The sequence below is a fragment of the Microbulbifer echini genome (genome assembly GCF_041447225.1).
Taxonomy (GTDB): Bacteria; Pseudomonadota; Gammaproteobacteria; order Pseudomonadales; family Cellvibrionaceae; genus Microbulbifer; species Microbulbifer echini.
Map to the genome: position 1 here is coordinate 299860 of NZ_JBGMEL010000001.1, position 20192 is coordinate 320051.

Annotated in this window: 15 protein-coding genes; 5 read left to right on the forward strand and 10 right to left on the reverse strand. The window is 50.4% G+C overall.

What is annotated here, in order from left to right; all coding sequences use genetic code 11:
* The first annotated feature begins 80 nt into the window (after positions 1–80).
* Entirely contained in the window at positions 81–2129 is a 2049-nt protein-coding gene (locus tag ACCI51_RS01270; RefSeq protein ID WP_371842308.1) for a DNRLRE domain-containing protein, read from the forward strand.
* Here ACCI51_RS01270 and ACCI51_RS01275 read toward each other — a convergent pair.
* Positions 2040–4019 (reverse strand): alkyl/aryl-sulfatase, encoded by a 1980-nt coding sequence (locus ACCI51_RS01275; RefSeq protein WP_299579673.1) that lies wholly within the window; start codon positions 4017–4019, stop codon positions 2040–2042. The genes ACCI51_RS01270 and ACCI51_RS01275 overlap by 90 nt on opposite strands.
* Positions 4020–4606: 587 nt before the next feature.
* On the opposite strand from ACCI51_RS01275, the gene katG reads away from it, so the two are divergent.
* Positions 4607–6877, forward strand: a complete 2271-nt coding sequence (gene katG, locus ACCI51_RS01280) for a catalase/peroxidase HPI (protein ID WP_371842309.1) — start codon at positions 4607–4609, stop codon at positions 6875–6877.
* A gap of 489 nt (positions 6878–7366) precedes the next feature.
* On the opposite strand, the gene ACCI51_RS01285 is transcribed toward katG, so the two are convergent.
* Positions 7367–9574: a S9 family peptidase gene (locus ACCI51_RS01285; RefSeq protein ID WP_371842310.1), complete on the reverse strand. Its 2208-nt coding sequence runs from the start codon at positions 9572–9574 to the stop codon at positions 7367–7369.
* A gap of 272 nt (positions 9575–9846) precedes the next feature.
* Between ACCI51_RS01285 and ACCI51_RS01290 the strand changes: the two genes are divergently transcribed.
* A complete protein-coding gene (locus tag ACCI51_RS01290; protein WP_371842311.1) occupies positions 9847–10272 on the forward strand; it encodes a hypothetical protein in 426 nt (141 codons plus the stop codon).
* A gap of 227 nt (positions 10273–10499) precedes the next feature.
* Here ACCI51_RS01290 and fghA read toward each other — a convergent pair whose 3' ends face one another.
* From fghA to ACCI51_RS01320, 6 genes are all read right to left on the reverse strand, one after another.
* Positions 10500–11363, reverse strand: a complete 864-nt coding sequence (gene fghA, locus ACCI51_RS01295; protein WP_371842312.1) for an S-formylglutathione hydrolase — start codon at positions 11361–11363, stop codon at positions 10500–10502.
* Between the two features lie 12 nt (positions 11364–11375).
* The gene (locus tag ACCI51_RS01300; protein ID WP_371842313.1) at positions 11376–12509 is read right to left on the reverse strand and encodes an S-(hydroxymethyl)glutathione dehydrogenase/class III alcohol dehydrogenase; all 1134 of its coding nucleotides are present in this window, start codon (positions 12507–12509) and stop codon (positions 11376–11378) included.
* A gap of 219 nt (positions 12510–12728) precedes the next feature.
* Positions 12729–13733, reverse strand: a complete 1005-nt coding sequence (locus ACCI51_RS01305; protein WP_371842314.1) for an AraC family transcriptional regulator — start codon at positions 13731–13733, stop codon at positions 12729–12731.
* Between the two features lie 239 nt (positions 13734–13972).
* Positions 13973–14548 (reverse strand): PhnA domain-containing protein, encoded by a 576-nt coding sequence (locus ACCI51_RS01310; RefSeq protein WP_371842315.1) that lies wholly within the window; start codon positions 14546–14548, stop codon positions 13973–13975.
* 226 nt (positions 14549–14774) lie between these two features.
* Positions 14775–15191, reverse strand: a complete 417-nt coding sequence (locus ACCI51_RS01315) for a CBS domain-containing protein (protein WP_299579694.1) — start codon at positions 15189–15191, stop codon at positions 14775–14777.
* A 69-nt stretch (positions 15192–15260) separates the two neighbouring features.
* Positions 15261–15689: an Hsp20/alpha crystallin family protein gene (locus ACCI51_RS01320; RefSeq protein WP_299579697.1), complete on the reverse strand. Its 429-nt coding sequence runs from the start codon at positions 15687–15689 to the stop codon at positions 15261–15263.
* A 343-nt stretch (positions 15690–16032) separates the two neighbouring features.
* Between ACCI51_RS01320 and ACCI51_RS01325 the strand changes: the two genes are divergently transcribed.
* Positions 16033–16470 (forward strand): host attachment protein, encoded by a 438-nt coding sequence (locus ACCI51_RS01325; protein ID WP_299579700.1) that lies wholly within the window; start codon positions 16033–16035, stop codon positions 16468–16470.
* A 138-nt stretch (positions 16471–16608) separates the two neighbouring features.
* Here the strand turns inward: ACCI51_RS01325 and ACCI51_RS01330 are convergent, their stop codons facing one another.
* Positions 16609–17514 (reverse strand): acyltransferase, encoded by a 906-nt coding sequence (locus tag ACCI51_RS01330; RefSeq protein ID WP_371842316.1) that lies wholly within the window; start codon positions 17512–17514, stop codon positions 16609–16611.
* Positions 17515–17624: 110 nt separating this feature from the next.
* On the reverse strand, positions 17625–19133 hold the full coding sequence (locus tag ACCI51_RS01335) for a dipeptidase (protein WP_371842317.1): 1509 nt from the start codon (positions 19131–19133) through the stop codon (positions 17625–17627).
* A 346-nt stretch (positions 19134–19479) separates the two neighbouring features.
* On the opposite strand from ACCI51_RS01335, the gene ACCI51_RS01340 reads away from it, so the two are divergent.
* Entirely contained in the window at positions 19480–20145 is a 666-nt protein-coding gene (locus tag ACCI51_RS01340; RefSeq protein ID WP_371842318.1) for a hypothetical protein, read from the forward strand.
* The last annotated feature ends 47 nt before the right edge of the window (positions 20146–20192 follow it).

The following is a 20192-nucleotide window of genomic DNA, read 5'->3' on the forward strand; positions in this document are numbered from 1 at the left end:
CGCCGCCGACCTGCAACCGTCCCCTCCAGGCTGTGGCGCTCTCACAAGCACAGGTCCCCATGTTCAAAGGAAGCCCTCCCATGAGACGATATTTCGGCCGCGCACTCACCGCCTCGGCGCTATTGCTGGCAATAGACGCCAGCGCCGACACTAAACACTACCGCCTCGCCTGGGATGGCGATGCCTCCAACAGTGCAGTAATCGGTTTCTCTCCCGATGGCAGCAGCACCAATCCCTATATCAGTTACGGTTACTCCACCAACGAAAACAGCTGGAACAGCGCATTTGTCAGCAATAGCGAAACCTTCGACGGCGGAATCACCAGCCACTTTGTGCGCTTACAAAATCTGAATGCGGATTCCCCAGTCTATTTCCGTGTATGCGACCAGAGTGGTTGCGGAGAGCGCTTTTGGTTCAAAACCGCTCCAGTAGAAAAATCGCCCTTCGTCGTGGTGGCCGGTGGCGATACCCGTACAGGCCATACCACGCGCCGCCAAGGCAATGCGCTGCTGGCCAAGATTCGCCCCCTTGCGGTGATGCACGGCGGCGACTTTACCAATGCCAATAGCGCCTCGGAAATGCGCGAGTTCCTCGATGACTGGGCGCTGACCTACTCCAGCGATACGATCGATGGCTACAGCTATAAGCGTATCTATCCATTGATCCCCACCCATGGCAATCACGAAGACGACAACTACTCAAGCATCTGCGAAGTCTTTGGCGTTGATTTCAATGGTGATGGCGACTGCTCACCCAGTGATACTTACGGCGCGGTACAAATATCACCACTGTTACGGGTGTACACTTTGAATAGCCAGTTCCAGAGTAGCGGCTGGTCTTCTTACGCGAGTGCCATGAACAACTGGCTGGCGGCCGATTTATCCAGTTACGGCAGCGCCACCCAATGGCGTTTCGCCCAGTATCACAAGCCCATGTTCCCCCACTATAGCGGCAAGTCCGACAACCCAACCCTGTTTAATTGGTGGGCGCAGTCATTTTACGATTACGCCATGAACCTGGTAGTGGAATCCGACACCCACCTCACCAAGATGACCGAGGCCGTGATACCCAGTGGCAATAACTTTTCTACCACCATCAACGGCGGCACTGTTTATGTCGGGGAAGGCAGCTGGGGAGCGCCGGCCCGCTCGGCCAACGATGCCAAATCCTGGACCATTGATATGGCCAGTATTCAGCAGTTCAAAGTCATCCAGGTGAGCGAAGCGGGGCTGGTAGTTCGCACCGCACAATTCGATGACAGCGCAGAAACCCTATCTTGGGAGGAGCGCGCAGCCGATCCAATGATCCTGCCAGATAATGTGAATTGGTGGACCGCCAACCGCTTAGGGGAAGCCATGACACTGGTGGCCAACAGTGCAGGCCGCAGTGTGATCGAAGAGGACTCAGATAACGGCGGCAGCTTTTCCCTGCCGGTGACTGATGATGTCTATATCTCTTCCCGCTACGCCTCAAGTAATTTTGACGGGGGTTCTGATGGACTCCTTGTCGATGGCAGTGATTCCACCTACGGCACCCTCTACACACTGATTAAGTTTGACCTTTCCAACCTCTCCGGCTGCTCTTCCATCCGCTCTGCCACCCTGGAGCTGAATATCACCGATCGCTCAGGCAGTACCTTCGGTATTTATCAGGCAGCCAGTGACTGGAATGAAGAGAGCACCACCTGGAATTCTGTGAGCGGCTCCTCGGTGCGCGGCAACCTAGCCGAGAGTTTTGTGCCTTTTTATAAGGGGATAGAAAGTATTGATCTACTCTCTTCTGGGCTGATTGACAGTTGGCTGAGCGGTACAAATACCGGTCTTGTGATTGCCCCACGCATTGGCAGCAACGGAATGGATTCCACCTCCAAGGAAACCGGTATGTCACCAGCGCTAAAAATAGAGGCCAGCTGCAACAACTTGGCCACGGGAGCTCTGCCGGCAGCCCAGCCCCTAAAACAAGCAGGCCTCACATTTCGGCGACCATCGACTGATATAAAACCCACGTTATTGCTGCCAGCTTTTCCTAGCACCACCCGCTTAGGGGGTCACAAGATTGAAATTCCGGTCAAACTTGTCGAAGAGTCGGCCAAACTGGATCAGGGCCAGGGGGTTGCCGCGCACCTTTAATCGGCCCTCTTTAATCATGGTGGGCGCACCGACCAAGCCACTGAACATCATGCGTAGGTCGGTGCTGCTCAATGCCAGACTGGCGGAAGGGTCTTCACTGTGACGATTTGGATAACCGTGCAAGACCCCATTTTTGACCACCACCAAATATTTTTCATCGATGTCCGTCATCTCTATATTTAGGCGGATATCTGCATTCGCCGCTTTTTCGCCATTGAGTCGTACGGCCATGGCATCGAATAAAAGTTGCAGGGGCACACGCGCAACAATTTCTTCCGGGGGACGCATTTCTTCACGAAACTCGACACCATGGCGCAACTCCCTGGCACCACTTAAATAAAAATTACGCCAAATACCGGACTCCGCCTGATAACCCAGTTGCTCAAAAGTATCCGCTAATAGATAGCGAGCCGCGTGATGCTCCGGCTCGGCAAAAACCAGATGCTTTAACACCATCGCGACCCAGCGATAATCACCTCGGACAAAGTCCTTTTGCGCCCGCGCCATAATCGCATCCCGCCCCCCCATATACTCCACATAACGAAGCGCCGCCTCTTCCTGCGGCAGCGGATAGAGGTTGGCTGGGTTACCATCGAAATAACCCAGGTAGCGGTTATAAACTGCTTTAGCGCCAACATTGACCGTACCGTAATATCCCCGGTTGGCCCAAGTGTGAGACAGTGCCTCCGGCAGTTGCAACTGCTCGGCAATTTCCACCATATCGTGACCATGGTTAGCCAAACGCAGTGTCTGATCGTGGATATATTTATACAGATCACGCTGCTTGGCCAAATAATTCATGGCCTCCGAATTTCCCCAGGTGGGCCAGTGGTGACTGCTAAAAACCACCTCCGTACGTTCACCAAATTTTTCCATGGCGTGCTCGATATACCGACTCCAAGCCTGGGCGTCACGAGTTTTAGCACCGCGCAGGGTGTAGAGATTATGCAGCGTATGATTCGCAATCTCACTCATGCATAGGGCATTAAACTGGGGAAAGAAAAATACCATCTCGGTCGGGGCCTCAGCCCCTGGGGTGTTGATAAATACGATATCCACACCGTCAATTTTCATCTTCGCTCCCGACTCGGGAATAACCCGGGTCGGGGTGGCAATACCATGCTCACCATCGGATACGCGATTGCCAAGTCCAGAAGACACAAAGCCTTCCGGGCTGGAAGGCAGTAAATCCCCAAACTGGTACAGCGCGCGGCGTTGCATCACATTACCCGAGCGCACATTTTCACTGATGGCCTCCGCAGAAAACCCTTTTGGTGCAATAATATCCACAGACCCATTTGCCAGCTGCTGCATGGAAAGGACCCCCGCCACACCGGCAAAATGGTCGGCGTGACTATGGGTAAAAATCACCGCACTTACGGGCCGCTCCCCCAGTTCCCTATTCGCCAGGGCCAATCCAGCCGCCGCGGTTTCCATTGATGTCAGGGGATCAATAATGATCCATCCGCTCTCCCCCTGAACCAGGGTCATATTAGCCAGATCCAGCGAGCGTATCTGATAAATGCCCTCCACGACTTCGAATAAGCCATTATTCAAGGCATTTAGCTGAGCCTGCCGCCACAGGCTGGGATTCACCGTATCCTCTGCCGCCCCCTCAAGAAATTGCATCTGCGCCAGGCCATAGACTTCCCGCCCCATAGCATTTTTTATCTGCGCACCGGGAATCGTGGCGATGAACCCGCGCTTGGCCAGATGAAAGTCCAGGTCATCCGAGAAGGGCAGCTGCTCGGTCAAAGCCCGGTTATGAGCGACAGTGGCGCGACTTGCAGGTTTAACCTGATCATTTAACTCGCCCGTATTTTTTTGTAGGTCTTCACTACAGGCCAGCAAAAGTACAGAAAGCAATCCTAGAAGTAGAAAAAAGCGCATAAAGAATCTCCTTATATAACCCAGCCCGAGGCTCTACCTGGACAATAAAATGGCGAACGGGCGAGTCTACCTATAGCGCCACAGCTCAATTTTACGCATTAAGGTAATTTATTTTTGAATCACACATCGAAAGCGTTCGCTCTCTACCCCTGAATACCACTATTTCCAACACATTCAGAGAGCTCATTAGAAAACCTGCGCCAAATTCAACCTCCTTGGGGTTTATTCGATGATTTGTGCCCCACAAAAATAAAGCACGCCAAAAAACACAGCAGTGAAGGCTGGATTCAAAAGTGATAAAGACTATTGACTGAAAAATAAAAAGAACGAAAAGTGCAAGGGTATAAAAACGTAACGCGAGCACCATAAATAAACAGAAAAACAAGAAAGAATACAATAAAGTATTTTTTGATCGATATTTTTTATTTATTTTTTTACAGTGAAATCACGGCATACTCTACAAAACCGTTTACTGGAACTCGCAATAACAGCGTCGCCAATATAGTCTATACATTCCCTTTGACTTCGGCGGTGAAGGCTCGGAAATAGCCGTGGTCTGCATTTCTTATCGAATGGAGATGATTGTAATGCAATTAAAGACATCTACGGTCAGAGTCGCCCTAACCATCACGATGGCTCTATTGGCGCCTGGAGTATTCGCCACCGAAGAGGAGGTTGTGACAGATCAGGTAATCCACAAAGACCCCACAGAATACCAACCAAAACCCAACCAGTTCTGGTGGCCCAATCAGCTGGACCTTCGCCCATTACGTCAGCACTCTCCAAAATCCAACCCGCTGGGAGAAGACTTTAATTACTCCGAGGCGTTTAAAACGCTCGATCTCAAAGCGGTCAAAAGTGACATTGAATCCCTGTTGAAAACATCCCAGGCCTGGTGGCCGGCCGACTATGGCCACTATGGTCCCTTTATGATTCGCATGGCCTGGCATAGCGCCGGCACCTATCGTATTAACGATGGCCGCGGCGGAGCCGGGGGTGCCCAGCAACGCTTTGACCCATTGAACAGTTGGCCCGATAACGCCAATCTGGATAAAGCTCGGCGTCTACTCTGGCCCATTAAACAGAAATATGGCGCCAAACTATCTTGGGCCGACCTCATGGTACTCACCGGAAATGTGGCCTTGGAATCTATGGGTTTCGAAACCTACGGTTTTGCCGGCGGCCGCGTGGACGACTGGGAGCCCGACCTAGTCTACTGGGGGCCGGAAACCAAAATGCTGGCCGATGAGCGCTATACCGGCAATCGCCAACTCGAGAGGCCCTTGGCCGCCGTACAAATGGGGCTGATCTATGTAAACCCAGAGGGCCCCAACGGTAATCCCGATCCCAAGGCGGCAGCCATCGATATCCGTGAAACCTTTGCCCGCATGGCCATGAATGATGAGGAGACCGTTGCACTCATCGCGGGTGGGCATACCTTTGGCAAGGCTCACGGTGCAGTTAAAGTAGACTGCTTAGGCCCAGAGCCAGCAGCAGCCCCCATCGAGCAACAGGGCCTCGGCTGGAAAAACAAATGTGGCAAAGGTAACGCCGATGACACCATGACCTCTGGGCTTGAGGGAGCCTGGTCGGCCGCCCCCATCAATTGGAGCCAGCAATACCTGGACAATCTGTTCAAATTTAACTGGGTAAAAACCAAGAGTCCCGCAGGTGCAGTACAGTGGATACCCGATGATTCCGCTGCAGCCAACCTAGTCCCCGATGCCTTCGATCAAAACAAGCGCCATGCGCCGATCATGTTTACCACCGATTTATCGTTAAAGTTTGATCCCAGTTACCGGGAGATCGCCAAGCGGTTCCAGGAAAACCCGGAGGCGTTCAAACGTGCCTTCGCCAAGGCTTGGTACAAACTGACCCACCGCGATATGGGCCCCCGTGCCCGCTATCTGGGTATGGAAGTTCCCAAAGAGGATCTGATCTGGCAGGACCCAGTGCCCAAAGTTGATTACCCCCTGATAAATGACAAGGATATTACCCAGCTGAAAGCCAAAATCCTCTCTTCAGGATTGTCCGTCCCCGAGCTGGTAAGAACTGCCTGGGGCTCTGCATCGACCTTCCGCGGTTCAGACAAGCGCGGGGGAGCAAACGGAGCACGCATCCGCTTAGAACCCCAAAAAGAATGGCCGGTGAATGACCCAGAGGAACTCGCCAAAGTGCTGGCACAATTGGAAAAAGTGCAACAGGAATTTAACAGTACTCAGTCTGATGGCAAGAAGGTTTCCCTTGCTGATTTAATTGTTCTTGGCGGCTCTGCGGCTGTAGAGAAGGCTGCCGCAGATGGCGGACAAAAAATCACCGTCCCCTTCAAACCGGGCCGGACGGATGCGACCCAGCAACAGACCGATGTCAACTCTATCGCCATGCTGGAGCCCACCGCTGATGGTTTCCGCAATTACTTCAGCAAAGATAACAGCCGCACACCCACCGAGATGCTAGTGGACCGCGCCAGCCTGTTAACACTTAGTGTACCGGAAATGACCGTACTGATTGGTGGTATGCGATCGCTCAATGCCAATACTGATGGATCACCAAATGGAGTTTTAACCAGCCGTCCAGGCACCTTAACCAACGACTTTTTCGTCAACCTGTTGGATATGTCTACGGTATGGAAAAAATCGAATAAAGCAGAGGGTGTGTATGAGGGCAGTGATCGTAAAACCGGTAAAGTTAAATGGACGGCAACGCCGGTGGACCTGATATTTGGCTCCAACTCTGAACTTAGGGCAATTGCCGAAGTTTATGCTTTCAATGATTCCCAGGGAAAATTTACTCAGGATTTTGCCAAGGCCTGGACAAAGGTAATGAATCTTGACCGTTTTGATATAACCAACCAATAAACAGAAAACTACATTCCAATCATTTTTATCTGGCAAACCGGCATAAGGATCGGTTTGCCTTTGCTCCCCCAGTTCATAAAAAATTCCACATCAGCCCAGACTTGTAAAATATTTCCCCAACAAAAAAACCTAAGCGAGAGGCTCGTATACCCCTTAGATTTCGATACCCAGCCGGAGAAAAATATCACCTCAAAATTCAGCACAAACCACCCTATTGAAAGACTAGCTATACAGCCCTCAGAGGATTTTTTTCACCCATCAGTCACAGCTTCTCAAAAGAGAGAACCCCTGTAAAAAACAATCGACAGGCGCACAAAATTAAACTCAAAATGAGATAGTAAAAATTAACACTGAAACAATACTAAAGATGACTGGAAGGATTAAAATAAAAAGCCGACACTAGCAGAGCAAACTGCTAACTATTTATCCAGCAGTCGGGAGTATCCACTCAACGGCTGCCGGATAAATAACAGAAGGTAAAACTAACAATTAGCTATCGTTGCGCAAGTGCCTATCGAAGAAATCTTTGATCATGGTGTACTGGTGAATACGGGTCTGCTTACCTCGCAGACTATGTTTTTTGCCAGGATAGGTCATTAACTCAAACTGTTGACCATTATCCTGTAACTGCTTAATTAGCCGAGTGGTATTAGTGAACAAAACATTGTCATCCGCCATACCGTGATAGATCAACAAAGAGCCCTTGAGTCCGTCAGTATAGGGGAAAACCGAGGAGGCCTGATAAGCATCCGAATCAGTATTAGGGTTACCCATATAACGCTCAGTATAGTGGGTATCATAAAGGGCCCAGTCTGTAACCGGTGCGCCCGAAACTCCGGCCTTAAAGTAATCGCCCGCTTTAAACATACTCATAAGAGCCATATAGCCCCCATAACTATGCCCATAAATACCGATATTTTTACTATCCACGTAAGGTAGAGAGCGTAAATATTTCACCCCGGCAACCTGATCTTCAACCTCTGGACCACCCATGTTTTTGAATATAGGATTTTCAAAGGCCGTTCCTCTATTTGCAGAACCGCGATTATCCAAAGAAAAGACAATATAGCCCTGCTGCGCCATAAATTGATTGAAGGCTTTATCCCAACTATTGGTGACAACCTGTGCGTGGGGACCACCATAGACATACACCATTACAGGATAACGCTTACCCGCATCAAAATGTCTCGGCTTGTACAGGCGATAATTGAGCCGATGCCCCTGAGACCCTTTGATAGAACCGAACTCCGGGGCAACCCAATCGGACTTATAAGGATATAGGGGATGCCCCTTAACAACCGCATTTTCTTCAAGCCAAGTCACCCGCTCACCATCCGTACGATGTAGGCTGACCTGCGGTGGTGTATTCACATTGGAGAACTTATCGATATAACCCGAAGCATCTTTGGCGAATTCAATATTATGCATACCCTTTGCCTTGGAGATCCGCTGTATCCCCCCCCTTTCGTTTAAAGCCATTCGATATAAATGTCGCTCTATAGACGTATCTTTGCGTCCCGTGAAATATATCAGGCCCTTTTTATCATCGACTGCCTCAAGCTCATCCACCACCCAATGACCTTGGGTTAGCTGAGTTAACAGCTTGCCGTTAAGATTGTACAAATAGAGGTGTTTGTAACCATCTCTCTCCGAAGACCAAATAAACTGATCTTTACCCTCAAGAAAGTAGAGATCGTCACTCAAGTTTACCCAGGTATCACTGGACTCACCTAGCAGAGTCTTACTTGTATTGTTTTGCAAATCAAAAGCTCGAAGTTCCAGCTTCCGCTGATTTCGAGATTGCCACTGAAAAGTCAGCAGGTTTTTGTGTGCCCATTGCACCCGTGGAATATAAATATCCTGGTTATCACCCAGGTTGATCCAGCGCGTTTTTCCAGACTCAACGTCCAATATGCCTAACCGAATTTTTACATTGGCCTTACCCGCAGCTGGATAGCGCTGCTGAATCATTTCAATACGATCCGCATAGATTTCACTGCGGGTCAGTTCATCCACAGGAGATTCATCCACTTGCAGAAAAGCAATATGGCGGTCATCCGGTGACCACCAATAACCGGTCATTCGGCCCATTTCCTCCTGGGCGACAAATTCAGCCATACCATTTTTAATCGGCCCCTTGCCATCCAGGGTCAATTGTCGTTCTTGTGCATTTTTTAAATCGACCAGGTGAATATTTTGTTCACGAATAAAAGATACATACCGACCACTGGGTGAAACTCGCACATCGGTTTCAAAGGCGTCTGTATCCGTCAGCCTCTGTGCCGTCTTTTTATTAAGATCGTAGTAATAAATATCCCCAGCCAGCGGGAACAATAGAGCTTGCCCGTCCTCAGACCAGTTGTACTCCATAATTCCACTGCCATAGATACGCTGGCGTTCGCGCCGAGCCTTCTCCTCATCCGACAGGATTTCATTACCGCGGTGCAGACTGTCGGAATTTACCAGTATTCGGGATTCCCCATCGGCAATATTGTATTCCCACAAATCATACCGGTTGTAATCTTCCTCACGACCTTTCAGATAAGTCACTCGACTCCCATCGGGGGAGTACTCCAGGGCCCGCGGGGCAGAACCACTCAAAGCAGGATCTGAGAATATTCTTTCAATGGTCAGTGGTTCAGCGGTACAAATCCCCACGAAAGCACCACCAAGCAGGGCCAGAAGTGTTCTTTTCATAGTTGCTCTTAATTTTATATTTTCACTACGGTATTCGGCTTTCAACCGAATCGCCGCTGGTGAATTGAGTAAAGTTCTAACATCAACTTATTTAATACTTGGCGATTTTACAATGTAATATGCACCTCAAGTAATCTGTCGAACCTCCTTTTAAAGAACTTCTAAATGATTATTCTGCAATTAGTGGACTTTACAAATTTTTACTCTGCTTTACCGACCTTAGTTAAGTCCTAGGGTCATACTGGGGCACCCACTTTCGCAGGATAATTACAATGAATTTTTACTTAATCCCCCCTATTGCCGCAGCCCTGATGATTAGCGGCTGTAATTCAACCCCAGTGGTTCCCACAACAGAATCCTTTGTAACCCAGATCGGCGAACTGGGCCATAAACGCTTTACCTATAAAGCTACTCTGGGCCCTGATCGCCCTTCCGGCCAGAAGCCCCGGAGAGCCCCCCCTGGTGGTACCCCAAAGGGAAGTCGTAAAGGTGGGAAGCCTAATGGAGGGAAACCCGGCGCAGAAAAACCCAGCGGTAATAAACCCAATACCGGAGAAATTAGAAAAATCGCAATGGAGAGAATGGAATTTCTACTCCATGAAAGCAGTTTCTGTCCCAATGGGTGGTTCCTAATAGAGCAGACTATCGATCAAAACCGGGCAGAAATCCTCGGTGAATGCCGAGCAGAATCGCCCTAATAACAGTGCAGATCCCTAACTGCGGTTAGCATTGGCTTCATGACGAAGAATCCTCCTCTCCCTGGATAGCCGGTGATTACATTCTTCTGTATAGCTATTCTATATAGCTATTCGACATCCATGTCTTATCGCATCCCGAGAGGAGGGATATCCTCTCCCCCTCTTCTTTGGGCCTCCCGAGAAACACCAACCGTTTCGCTTATCCGTATGGATATTCGATGAGCGATCTAGCTGTCTGAATGGTCATTTTTCAGCAAGAAATCGGCATGGAAGCGCAAGTGCTCTTCGATAAAAGAGGCAATAAAGTAATAACTGTGGTCATAGCCCCCGTGGTGCTCAAACCGGATCGGATAGCCACAAACTTCCGCTGCCATCTGCAAGGCTTCCGGTCGCAACTGCTGTTCCAAAAACTCATCCTTATCACCCTGCGATACCAGTATGGGACGGTGATTTATGGCTCGCCCCACCAATACCGAAGCATCGTACTCTTCCCAGTGAGTGGTTTCCGCACCCAAATATGCACCCAAAGCCTTCTCTCCCCAGGGACAAGCAATCGGATTACAGATTGGACTAAAGGCAGAAATAGACGTATAGCGCTCAGGGTTTCTCAAGCCAATAACCAGTGCGCCGTGCCCACCCATGGAGTGACCGCTGATCGCACGACGCTGGTTCACAGGAAAATTTCCCTCAATCAATGCCGGCAACTCCTCCACAATGTAGTCATACATTCGATAGTGCTGCTTCCAGGGGTCCTGGGTCGCATTGACATAAAATCCCGCACCCTGCCCCAGGTCGTAGGAAGGATCATCTGCAACATCCTCGCCACGGGGACTGGTATCCGGCACCACCAATACAATACCCAACTCTGCGGCCATGCGCTGGGCGCCGGCTTTCTGGCTAAAGTTGGCATCGGTACAAGTCAGGCCCGACAACCAATAGAGCACCGGGAAATGGTGTCCCTGTTCGCTATCCGCCCCCTGAGGTAAATAAACCGAGAAATGCATGGAGCAATTCAACGTGGAGGAGTGGTGCCGGTATTGCTGCTGCTGCCCGCTAAAAGACCGCACACTGCTAATAAGCTCAATAGACATAAGTTAATCCGCTCAGACTTTCTCGTAGTGAATTACGCTGCGAATACTCTTGCCTTTATGCATCAAGTCAAAAGCCTCATTAATTTTTTCCAGCGGCATAGTGTGGGTAATAAAATCATCCAATTTAAATTCCCCAGCCAAATAGCGCTCCACATAGTCCGGTAACTCAGAACGGCCTTTCACTCCGCCAAAAGCGGTGCCACGCCATACCCTGCCAGTTACCAATTGGAAAGGGCGCGTACTAATTTCCTGACCCGCACCGGCAACGCCAATAATCACAGATTCACCCCACCCCTTATGACAGCACTCCAGGGCGGAACGCATCACATCAACATTGCCGATACACTCAAAAGAATAATCCACCCCACCATCGGTAAGATCGACGATCACTTCCTGTATAGGCTGCTCATAATTCTTGGGGTTGATACATTCAGTTGCGCCGAGCTTTTTTGCCAGCTCAAATTTATTCTCATTGATATCGATACCAATAATACGCTCTGCCCCGGCCATTTTGGCCCCAATAATAGCTGACAGCCCGATACCACCTAAGCCAAAAATAGCCACAGTAGAGCCCGCTTCTACCTTTGCAGTATTAATCACGGCTCCCATACCGGTGGTGACGCCACAACCCAGCAGGCAAACTTCCTCAAGTGGTGCTTCGAGATTAATCTTCGCCAAAGAAATTTCCGGTAACACCGTATACTCAGAAAAGGTGGAGGTGCCCATGTAGTGATAAATGGGTTTTCCATTAATAGAGAAACGGGTGCTGCCATCCGGCATCAGCCCCTTCCCCTGGGTCGCGCGAATTTTTTGGCAGAGGTTGGTTTTGCCCGACAGACAAAATTTGCATTCGCCACATTCGGGGGTATAGAGCGGTATTACATGGTCCCCGACGACTAAACCGGTTACCCCCTCACCTACCGATTCCACAACGCCCGCCCCTTCATGCCCAAGGATTGCGGGAAATACCCCTTCCGGGTCCTCTCCTGACAGGGTAAAAGCATCCGTGTGGCACACCCCAGTGGCCATCAGCCGGATACGCACCTCGCCTTTTTGCGGGGGCATCACTTCTACTTCCTCGATAGAAAGCGGCTCACCCGCTTCCCAGGCCACAGCGGCTTTACAGCGAATCGTCTCTGCACCCATGGTGTTATTCCTTATCAACGCTTGTTAAATTCAACAGAAGCCCAGCATAGCCCGCCAGTATTGGCGAGGCAAAATACAGGCCTCTTGAGAGACAAACCGGCGCCAATTTTTCGCCGGAAAAAATCCGGTAGAGAAAGGAAAAGGGACCTTGAACAGTACCAAACAGATACCCGCTCACTAAAGGCACAGAGAACTGACGTAGAGCTAAACTCAGCGGTACTAGCGCTGCTGTTTTCGCCACTGTAGCGGAGAGCGGCCGTGCACGGTGCGGAAGGCTTTGGAAAAAGCACTCGTGTCAGTGTATCCAAGACTTGCCGAAAGCAAACCAATTCCGATATTGGAAGCACGCAGATGCCAGCGGGCAGTCTCCATACGCGCTTCCAGCAAGAGCTGCTTAAAAGAGGTTCCGGCTGCACGCAAATGCCGCTGTAAAGTTCGCACTGGGGTGTCCACCAGCTGCGCAACCTGGGCCAGGCTATGCTGCTGAGCGCCCAGGGTCTGCAGTATTAGCGTGTGCACCTGCCCTGCGACATCCCCCCGATGCTCCAGGAGTAGAGCCCGGGTAAACTCTTCGAAGTATTGCACAAGGCTCTCACTTGGTGCTTTGAGAGGCCGCTGTAACAGCTCTACTTCAAACACAAGGCAATCATATTCCTGAGCAAACAATACCTCAGCTTCAAAATACTCGTGGTAACGTTGCGGTGGGGAGAGAGGGGAATGACGAAGGTGCACCTGGCGCGGACGAATATCTTCCCCTGCTAATTCCCGAAATAACCGGCAGGCAGCGCCCAGGGCCAGCTCACTATATTGTTCGCTACCTTTGGCCCCATCACTGTGACTGACTCGGCGAGCAATCAGGCAACCGTTCCCCTCCGCTAAGCGCCAGTGATCCGCTTGATTATGCAGCACCATATAACGATGGCTCGCCCCCAGTGCAGCATCCAGGTTTTCTTCTCCAAGCAATAATTTACCCAGCACACCGAGCATCCGCAGTCCCTGCATTTCAGCGAGCCGCAGTCCGAAGTCACTGCAATTTAATTCGCACACACACAAGTTCAGTAAATCGACGAGGGTGGCAAGAGGAATCAGGATATCGGGGCGACGCACACAATCTACAGGTAGGCCCACCGCGGCGAGCAAGCGAGCCGGAGACCCTCCCAGTTGGGGCACCAGAGTATTGAAACCCGCAAGAGTACCGCTGCGAATTTCATAAGTGGGGTTCATTGATCCTGCTCCGGATTCAGCCGCTACTTCAGCAGTCGCTATATTGGGATACCGGGCCGCGCCAAACTGGGCATTTGCAGCCAATACGCGATGATAAAAGAAATTAGATAAGTTAGACGGGGCTATAGTAACAGGCCGAACCTATTCGAGTAACACATGCGACGGCGGAGACTTGCATCTCCGCCGAAGAGAAAATGCCATCTACAGTACGGTATTTACATCCGATAGGTTCTGAAATTTCAGCCGATTTTTTTGACAAACTTCGTCAAAATGACGATCCGCTGCCCTTCCACACGTCCCTCAATGTGCTCTGGATTATCCGTCAGGCTAATTCCCCGCACCGCGGTACCACGCTTGGCAACCAGACTTGAACCCTTCACATCCAGGTCCTTGATAATGGTCACATTATCCCCAGCCTGCAGCTGCACACCATTGCTGTCGCGATGCACTAGAACATCGCCCGCTTCCGGTAAGGCACCAGCCTGTGCCCAGCTGAGTTGATCATCATCCAGATATAACATGTCAAACAGGTCTTGGGCCCAGGTTTCCGAGGACAATCGCTTGAGCAGGCGCCATGCCAGCACCTGCACCGCTGGCTCTTGGCTCCACATACTGTCAGAGAGACACTGCCAGTGGGCACTGTCGAGCTGAGAAGGATCGCTCAACTGGTCTCGACAGGTCTGACATAACAACACCTGAGCTTGCGCCTGTACTGAGGATTCCGGTACTTCGTAAACCTGCAGGTTATCCTGAGATTGACAAAGCTCACATTGACCACCACTGCGCTGAAGCAGCTGTTCCTGACTGACCGCCATGAATTACCTCAAAAAGTGCGGAGTATACGCGCTCACTCATGAGTTCGCGTCCCCCAGACCACTTACCCGGCTTTCAGAAAGGATCTATAGGGTATCAGCCTGCTGTGAAGCAGGCCTGGAAGAGGCCGTTAAAATTTGGGGCGCATTGGCAAATCCCCATCATGGCAAACCTCTTTTAGGGCCCATAAAATTTGGTATAAGCCCCATCAGATGGGGCTTTAGAGATTCAATGATGCGCCGAGACTGCCGAGGCGAAGTGACCGCCCTGCTTGCTGGCGATCGCCGAGGTGATATCTCCAAGGCTCAGGATGCCCACCATGCGCTTCTCACTATTCAGAACGGGCATACGCCGAAGCAATTGCTGTTCCATTTTGTGTACGGCAGACAGCAGATCATCCTCCTCCCAGCACCACTCAATACCCTCGGTCATGACATCGCGGGCAGTCAAAGAAGAAAGGTTTCCTCCCTGCACCACGCCACGACACACAATATCCCGGTCGGTGACCATACCTACCAAACGATCATTCTCACCGATGGGTACCGCACCGATATCCTCATCGCGCAGAATCTTCGCCAATTCCTGCAATGAGGTATCTGGTGTACACCAGGTTGCTCCCTGATGCATCGCCTGTTTCACTTTCATCGTTGACCTCTACCATTTGCGGAAAGTTGAACAGCCGATGGCGGAAAAATCCGCCATCGGCAAAATAGATCAATGCACTTCGATACGCTTTCTCTGCGGGGGGTGCCCCTCGTGTCTGGGCACCGTCAAAGTCAAGATGCCATCTTTAAAATTCGCATCGATTTCATCTTCACGAACGTCCTCGCCTAAATTGAAACTGCGCAAGAACTTACCGTAGCGACGCTCCTGGCGTAACACGTGGCCATCCTTCTCTTTCTTGATTTCCCGGTGCACCTCCGCTTCAAGGGTCAATACGCCATTCTCCAGGGTGATATTGATGTCATTTTTTCCGACACCTGGCAATTCAGCACTGATTTCATACCTATTCTTGCGCTCGCTCACATCAATGCGCGGAGAGAAAAAACCCTCTCTCTCAGTGCCAATAGCACGACCGGGCGACAACATTTGTTCAAACATGTTATCCAGATCCAGTAGGGAACCTCTGGGTATCAGACTCATACTTACAACCTCCGTCTACCGCTATGTCGCAAGAGGCGCAAGCAAGACCCTAGGGCCCGGCTCACGCCTCTCACATCTTGCCTTCATTCTAGGTAATTTCGCGTCACTCGGTAGGAATATGTGCCTAGAAAAACCATCACAAACCACATAAAAGAGCCTTCCAATATTTAAATTTTATATATGGAGGCCGGCAGAAATTAACCTAAAACGTTTTCACCTCTCCCGAATTAGCCACCTATAAAAACCAGAAAATACAATAATTCCATTCAGTATTTATCCGCTTGATCGTAGGTGGCGCCAAATTTAACTAGGATAGGAGGGAGTAATAAATGAGGATACGCTCATGGCTTTAGCTTGGGTCCTTGTCGCCAATCAATCACAAGCCCGGATTTTCGAAGCACAAAAACGCGCGGGAAACCTCCATGAAATTCAAGCCCTTCTCCACCCGGAATCCCGCTTATCTGGGCGGGACATTGACAGTGATGCTCCCGGGCGCAGCTTTGACAGTCATGGTCAGGGCCGCCATGCGATGGGAAATTTCGCCAACATGCACCGCCGTAGTGGTGAAAACTTTGCTCGGGAAATCGCTCACACTCTGGAACGGGGACGTCAGGAGGGCCGCTTTGAGAAACTGTATATAGTGGCCGAGCCCTACATGGTAGGCAGTTTGCGCGATGCTCTTAAAACACCAACGCGGGCCACTGTAGCCGGAGAAACGGGAAAAAACCTAGTCGACAGCCAGCCAGATGAAATCCGCGCACAGCTACCAATTTGGCTCTAATAAAAAAATACGGCTATAAAGCTGGAGAAAACAGGGGCTGAGTGGTCAGCCCCTGCACCTTCAAGAGAAACTCACAGGGAAAACTTTCTTGGAATAGCCGTCAATTACAATGATCAGAAATACTGAAAATTTGAGCACTTAGACCTTGTTAGCGTCGCTCAGTAACTTTCCAATAAGCTGGTCCTTGTCCCGCCAAAGATTGTAAACCCAGCTATTAAATTCGGCGCGAAATACCTGGTCATTCATATAATCAGCACTGAAATATTTCTCTGGGATACGAACCTGCTCAATGCGGACAATTACCCGCTTGACTTTGCCGGCCAGGAAATCTGAAAAAGTTGGAATACCGTCTGGGTAAACAATAGTAACATTCAATAAGCGGTTAAGCTGCTCCCCCATGCTCTGCATGGCAAAGGCAATACCACCAGATTTGGGCTTGAGCAAATAATTGAATGGAGAGCCTTGCTTGTCATGCTTTTCCTGAGTAAATCGTGTCCCTTCAAGAAAGTTCATAATACTTGTGGGTATTAGTTTGAAGCGTTCACAAGCCTTTTTGGTAGCCTCCAGATCTTTGCCACGCATTTCCGGATGTTTTTTTAGGAATGCCTTGGTGTAACGCTTCATAAATGGAAAGTCTAGCGCCCACCAACAAATTCCCATAACCGGAACCCTTATCAGCTCCTGCTTGATAAAAAATTTCAGAAAGGGAATTTTCCGATTAAAAATAGATTGTAAGACAAAGATATCAACCCAACTCTGGTGATTGGACGTCACTAAGTACCAACCCTGCTTTTCAAGATCCTCGCCCCCCTGAATATCCCACTGAGTTTTCTGGGTGAGTTTCATCCAGCCTTTATTTAGGGTTATCCAGCCTTCGGCAATTGCCATGAAAATGGAGGTATATATTTTTCGCAATACGGCAAATGGGAAAATCACTCGCAGCACCACAAAAAATAAAATTGGGATAAAACAAAGGATTGTACTGATAAACAACAGTACCCAAGCCAACATCAACAACACAACGGAGGGAAGAAAATTTAACATCTTGTGCTTCTAAATTTTGTAGTAAAAAGAGGCCTTTTACTGTGCACTTGAGCTATCAACAAGAGAACACAGTATCTTATTCTTGTTCGAAGTCTCTATTGATAGCCAACCTAAAGATTGGCTATCTCAATCATCATGGCTGTATACATTTTTAAATTCAGCCGAAACTGTTCAACCGTAATAAATTCATGCTCGGAATGCCCTGTATAAGCAGCGCCAGGCATAGAGGGTCCAAAACTGACCGCATTAGGTAGCAACTTGGCATTGGTCGAGCCACCAATGGCTACGGGCTCAGCTTTTTCCATACCGGTAAAGTGGCGAAAAACCTGCAATAGTGGCTGTACATGGGGTGCATCATCCACACGGTAGGGTGTTCCCAGGGAAATAGCCGTATCAGCCAGAGCAATATCCGTGCGCTCCTGCCAGCTGGCTAGAGCCGTACGAATCTCTTTTTCCAGCTGTGGGGCCGTCTTGCCCGTAGGGCGGCGCAAGTTGAGATAACTGGTCAGACCGGAGTCTGTCTCTTTCACCATGGTAACAGCCGCCGTCATGGGGCCCATAAATTCATCGCTGTAGGCGATATCTCCAAACTGCTCGGCAAAGATACCCGTACCCACCAGGTCATTCAGGTAACGCACCGTCGCGCCCGCCGCATTGTTCGGCCACTGATGCACACTGAGCACATCCGCCAGATAAGCGACCGCATTGACCCCATGTTCTGGTTCTGAGCTATGGGTGGCTACACCGCGGGCAGAGATCACCAGTTTGTCATCCGGTTCAGTAAATTCAAACACGGCGGTTTTGTGTGTGGCCGCTCGTGCACGAATGGCTGCGAGTAACTCTGAAGTGGCGTTGGCCAACACCGCAGAGGCCTCATCCGGTACCTGGCTGCGAAAGTAACCACCGGAGAAATTTTCAAGGTAGGGCTTATCAAAACCTTTCGGCAAGACACCCTTAGTACTGACCTGTACCTCGCTCCAGCCCTTTTCCGCAGTCACCACCGGGTAGTTGGCGTCAATAGTGATGTTATAAGTGGGAGTGGGGTAGGTTTTCAGGAAGTCCTTGAGAGGCTCCCAATCAGACTCTTCTGCTAAATAGACCAGAAGCTCAACCCTGCGCTTCATCGGCACTCCGCGGTCTTTGATCGCTTTCATTGCGTAGAGGGCTGTGGCTATTGGGCCCTTATCATCCTCACTGCCACGAGCAATCAATTTGCCCGGTTCGCTCTCTGCATCCAGGACAAAGGGGCTTTTCTGCCACTTGGCAGGGTTGGCCGGCTGGACATCACCATGGGTAACAATCCCCACTTTTTCTGAGCCCTCACCCAGGGCGATCACCACGACATGACCAAAATCTTGATACTCCAATCCCAGGGCCTGGGCCTTGCTTCGCAAGGCATTCTTAAAACCTGTAAATTCGGGATTGCTAGCCAAGGGTAGATCTTCGCGGGCCACTGTCTCGAAACGCACCAGGCTAGCCAGGGTTTCAGTCATGGCCGTTTCATATTTACTGACCGCATAGTCAGCAGCCTCCTGAGCCCGAGGAGAAACCCCCGCGGCAACAGTCGCAGACAGGGATGCAAAAAAGAGTAGCGATAAAAGAGCCTGTCGTAACGTCATAAGATCCCCGGGCAAATAAAAGTGCCATTGTACATCCGCGGCCAGTAGCATGACTCACCTTTTCATCCCAGTCCCCGTAGTGATTTTCGCCAGCCCTGGCGTCCTAAGCCACACGTACGCGAATATACGGCTGCTAAACTCATAATCTGGTCTTGGCTAGCGGCAGCACATACTTGCGCCGTATTACCCGTCAATACGGATATTTTCAGGCGGATAACAAACGGCAATCACAGCTTACAGATTCACGAGTGAAAAGAGCCCAGCCATATCAGCGAGCAACTCCCAGTTGGGCGGCATCATTTCTGGATTGCTCAATATTGTGCATATCGCGAGACGGGAGTAACGCATGGGGACCACCAACGGCAAACATTTCCATCGCAAGCAGTGGCTGAGTGTGCAACAGGCAGTAAGCCACCTCAGCGCCCTGGCGGAAGAACCCCTAACCAGCACCCACCTCGCTGACTTGGCCGAAGAAAAGCTTCTCGACCTCTATTGGTATCGCCCGGGGCAAAAGCTGACCTTTCTTAACCGCCAGGGGCAGAGGGAACTGGTTGAACCCTTGCGCTTGTGCACAGATAACCGCAGTGACTGGCGCGCAGTGGTCGGGATACTCCGCCACAGCCCCGCCCTACCCGCCTATGAGCAGGATACTCCTTTACTTGAAGATACCGAGGGAAACCGCCTGCGTATTAGTTTTGACTATCATCAGCGCCCAGAACCATTCAGCGGCCGCTGGTATCCCAGCTTGGCAGAGTTGGTATTGAAACGCAGCGACCTGGAGCGACTGGAACCTCGACTGTTTTCCAGCCCAGAAAACGATGACAAACTCGAGCGCCAGTTATTACTCAATGTTATCTGGCAGCTCGAACAGCTAGCCCTGGATGGAGAACATCATTCCACCAGCTGGCTGGCCGAGCAGTTGGCACAGCGTTCTTCAGCACTGGATCGGGGTGCCTGCGAGCGAATACTCCAGGCCGCAGAGCGCGAGGGGAGCCAAAACCGCGCGCACTAATAAAAAAGGACTTCCTCTATGAGCGGCGCTCACTTCAGCCTTTTTTG